The organism is Bacillus cereus group sp. BfR-BA-01382 (assembly GCF_022663475.1).
Classification (GTDB): domain Bacteria; phylum Bacillota; class Bacilli; order Bacillales; family Bacillaceae_G; genus Bacillus_A; species Bacillus_A thuringiensis_S.
Window position 1 is genome coordinate 1 of record NZ_JAKUFQ010000188.1, and the last position, 4,320, is coordinate 4,320.

The following is a 4,320-nucleotide window of genomic DNA, read 5'->3' on the forward strand; positions in this document are numbered from 1 at the left end:
GTTCTTTCTTAATTATTTATATTGAACTATATGTTGTTAAAAGAATAGTAAATTGAGGAGAAATATTCGGATGAATATTAGGCAGTTAAAAGAAAAAGAAGTTACGATGAATGCTTTGAATGGATTTGCCAATCGGACTAAGAAAGCAGTAGAGCATTTGAAAAAAGAAAATGCCCCAAGTTTAGTTGTAGAGACTCTTGTAGACCAAATGGAGATTGCTGAAAGATTAGCAGGAGAATTAAACACAGAAATCTCAGAGGACATTAAAAAAAGAGTGCAACAGAAAATTGATTATGGCGATGTAATTAACGTTGAATTTGTTCCAGAAAAATAGTGTGTTTGAAATTTATAAAAACTATATGTTATCGGATGATTTATTAAAAACAATGACTATTGTAGTCATTGTTTTTATTTTTGTTTGATTTATCTTATGCATCTAACATGACCTGCTTATAATATATAGATTTAATAAAAAAGGAGTGATGATTTCACAATGTAAAAAAGATGAGTTTTAAAAAAGGGTTTTTATTATTCTGTATCAATTACATATATGTAGTTGATTTGCTTTTTATTTTAAAGAGGTGATATTTTATGGTTACAGGAATTGGTGTTTTTACAGGTTTATTTAAAGTTGGTAGTTTTATTGCAAAGTTTAAATGGATTGTCCCAATATGTTTTTTGGTATATTCGTTGTATTTGAGTTGGTTTAAGACATCGGTTTATGAAGAATTAACTTATAATTTACGAAAAACCTGGTATTTTTTATTGATTTTTGCGATGGGAATTCATTTTAATGCGGTAGGTTTTAATGCAAAAGATTGGCAGGACTATCTATTATATGTTTCTATCTTTGTATTTGTGGATTTAGCCATTTTTCAAACGCCACGAATATCAAAAATATGGGGAACAGAATTAACAGCCATTGAGAAAAACAATAAAGATTTAACGAAAACGATTGAGATGGGCAAAGCAAGAGACGCAAACTTCTCAGCAGTAATTAGAAGTATGAATCCTAATTACTTTAAGCAGGTGGATATGAATACTTCAGCTAAATACTTGAATTCTTTAGGTAGCATTATGAATTTGTATGCTAATTTATGCGATTATAAAATTGATGTTTATCAAAACAATAACCCGCAAGTATTGATGCAACAATTAACGACTCAATATGGAATAAAGATTTCACAAGAGCAGTATGATGAGTTAAATGTTGAAAAAGGGGTGTTGCAACCAGAAACGAATATGGTAATGGTAGCGACCTCCATTGTCGAAAACATTGTAATCGTAGTAACAAGTCAAAAAAGTATAATGCTTGATAATGACATATCGAATGTATATGACCTTGCTATTATTCATAGTTGGTTAAAAAAATAACTATATGATAGAATAATGGTAAAGGAAGTGGAGGAGATATTATGAACAAAATGATGGTTATTGAAAACGAAAAACAAATAAGAGATTCAAAAACAGAAAATATTCCCTTCTTTTTAAGCAAGGACCCAAACTGTGAGGTTGTTCAAATCCCAACAGCGTTACATACTCAACAATTATTAACTGAAAATAAACGTTTGTTTAGCAAACTTAGAAGACGATAAAAGCATGGTTAATCCATGCTTTTTTCTTTAAATACTTTCAATTATCTAAATGAATAAAGGGAGCTGATTAAATATGGATTCAAGGAAAGATTATCAATTCACAGAGAATGAATTCTTTTTTTTATCTAAAGTGAAACAGCATCCAGTGTTGTCAATTTTATTAAAGGAAAAACCGCAAGTATTGATTCAAATACTTGAGAAATCCGTTCAGGAAGAGATAGTTAATAAATTATCAGAGTTCAATTACCCTGATTATATTCGAAAAGAGAAATTGGAAGCAATTGAAGTACCTATGGCTAAATACACAAGAGAATTAATAGAAAAACAAGAACATGCTATTGATAAATTAAAAGATGGGCTCTAAGAAAATAGATGAAAATGAAAAACAAATAGAAAAGGTGAATTTACATAAGAAAAGAAAAACACTTTGATAGTATATTTTTTCGGGAAGAAAACAGAAAAAATAAACCTGATTTTAGCTTCACGGATGAACCTTTGTCTAAGTTAAGCAATCAATTAATAATAGATGTTCAAAAACTAAAGGAAAAGAGCCGATAAGTATATGAATGATGGATGTAAAGTAACAGAGCATAATAAAGAAGACATACTGTCCTTCCTGGATAAGAATACACGAGAAGGAGTCATTTCAGTTCCAATGGCAAAGCATACACACGAATTGATAATTCGATAAGAGATATTGTAAGGAAAGACAAAAAGACAAAAAGAAAAATGAAAGTGTAAGTGTTCTTTCTAACTATACAAATAATGTTGAAAAAGTCTCTGAAAAGTTTTGAGCTCGAACCGTTTTGCTGTATACAGAATTTCCTCGTAAGGATTATTATTAGGATAATAAATTAAGAAGAATTTTCTATTACTGCAACATGCTTCTTTTTTGTATAGGAGCAGGGAACTAATTGTTATTTAAAACTCTTTTTTTGCTATACACTTTTATAGAAGAACTTTATGTTATTAAAATCAATCAATATTAAAAAAGGTTGACGGATACAAAGAAATTTATAAAGAACTTATTGTTATTTAAACTATGTATAGACCCTTTTTACTTATCGGTTTTCATCGTATATAAAGAACTAATTGTTATTAAAATATGCGTCAAACAGAATTCACTCTTATTATTATTATTGAGAACTTGGTGTTATTGAAAAACGTGTAATATTTTCTCTTATTCTTATTAAAAACTATGTGTTATTAGAATGTTTGCGGATTCCGTTCGGTTCTGTATTTTAAAGTAAAAACTCAATGTTATGAACATAACTTCTTGCTAAAAGCAAGGAGTTTTCTTTTTTTATAAGAATACACGCAAAAGTCTATAATAAATAAATTTACAAATTAGGTATTCAATTTGAATTTATTTAGGAGGACGTAACGTGGAAATGATGTCTTATATAGGTGTTATTTTATTTTTGGTATGTAAAATATTCTTTGCAAGTAAATGTATCGTGCTTATTCATGAATTAGGTCATGCATTTTTTGTTTTCATTACAGGGAATCAAATTACTGCTATTCAGATAGGAGGAGAGAAAAAACTCGTTACTATCGGTAAACTGCAATTTCTTACAGGAGTAGGAGGACGTTGTTATTTTGAAATTACAGATGCAAATAAAAGGAAGTATTTAATGAAAAACATTATCTCTATGGGTGGTGTTTTATTTACATTCATATTGACAATCTTTTTAGTCGGAACAGATTCTTTTGATTTTTATCATTTTGCAAAAGGAATGATAAAAGGAGATATTGCCTTTGTAGAGTGTTTGGTAATGTTTGGTTTCTTAGATTTAAGAAACATCATACCGAAAACGTTTATAAATAACGAGGTTGTATATCAAACAGACGGGTATAAAGTCATACAAGATACAAAGTCTTACTTCAGGCAGAGAAAGATTCGTAGACTACAAAAGAATATTATGAACTTAGTAAAATGAAGAAGAACACGAAAAATCCCACTGTGTTCTTCTTTTTTTGTCCCAGAAACAGTGAATTTCATGTGAAACAGAGCTATTTTTGCCAATTAAACATGGGAAATAAGAAGAGTCATGGGAAATAAAGTGTGTTTTTATGAAAAGAGTGGGTGTTTTTTAACTTTCATATAGACGTAATTCTTATAAGGGAAGACGTGTGAAGTTTGTACGCAGACAACAGTCGTGTATGGATAAGTCTTTAATTACTTATCGAAACAGGAGGTGGAAGGTATGTTGAATGCATTAATAGGTATAGTTTTAATTTGTTTAGGTTGGTGGGAGATATTAAGAGGTTTCTAAGACTATTATCGTGTTTTAGTAGAAGAACCAGTATCTATATAGATATTGGTTCTTTTCTATGTATGAATTTGAAAATGAATGAATCGTAATGATTATGTTCATAATGAGGAAAATGCTGATTGAACGGAGTGGTTCTTATGAATGCAGAAGAAATGAAAGAAAATTTGCAACCGTATGTGATTGAAAATATGAGAAGGATTGTCTTTCTAAAGAAACAGTTAAAAGCAAATGAAGAAAACAAACCTGAAGCGAAAAGGATAAGAAATATGATAGAAGCAGAAGTAGAGCAATTAGAGTGTAAGGACTTCTTGATTCGATTAAGCTATGCAATGGAAGAAGCATCAAAGGAAATGAAAGAATAAAATATTTTAGGGGTCGAACCGTTTTGGTATATGAAAGGATTTCTTGAAGATGTAAAATATAGATATTAAGATGATAAATATCAATTG

Annotated in this window: 6 protein-coding genes; all 6 read left to right on the plus strand. The window is 29.4% G+C overall.

Annotation, left to right across the window (positions count from 1 at the left end; genetic code table 11):
• Nucleotides 1-70 precede the first annotated feature (70 nt).
• The gene (locus MR160_RS32860; RefSeq protein WP_242299136.1) at nt 71-334 is read left to right on the plus strand and encodes a hypothetical protein; all 264 of its coding nucleotides are present in this window, start codon (nt 71-73) and stop codon (nt 332-334) included.
• Between the two features lie 257 nt (nt 335-591).
• Complete coding sequence (locus MR160_RS32865; protein WP_242299137.1) at nt 592-1,374, plus strand: type II toxin-antitoxin system SpoIISA family toxin; 783 nt, start codon at nt 592-594, stop codon at nt 1,372-1,374.
• A 41-nt stretch (nt 1,375-1,415) separates the two neighbouring features.
• On the plus strand, nt 1,416-1,595 hold the full coding sequence (locus tag MR160_RS32870; protein ID WP_001038517.1) for a hypothetical protein: 180 nt from the start codon (nt 1,416-1,418) through the stop codon (nt 1,593-1,595).
• Nucleotides 1,596-1,668: 73 nt separating this feature from the next.
• The gene (locus MR160_RS32875; protein WP_061662499.1) at nt 1,669-1,959 is read left to right on the plus strand and encodes a hypothetical protein; all 291 of its coding nucleotides are present in this window, start codon (nt 1,669-1,671) and stop codon (nt 1,957-1,959) included.
• A 1,027-nt stretch (nt 1,960-2,986) separates the two neighbouring features.
• Complete coding sequence (locus tag MR160_RS32880; protein WP_242299139.1) at nt 2,987-3,535, plus strand: hypothetical protein; 549 nt, start codon at nt 2,987-2,989, stop codon at nt 3,533-3,535.
• Nucleotides 3,536-4,008: 473 nt separating this feature from the next.
• Complete coding sequence (locus MR160_RS32885; RefSeq protein ID WP_242299138.1) at nt 4,009-4,233, plus strand: hypothetical protein; 225 nt, start codon at nt 4,009-4,011, stop codon at nt 4,231-4,233.
• Nucleotides 4,234-4,320: the final 87 nt, after the last annotated feature.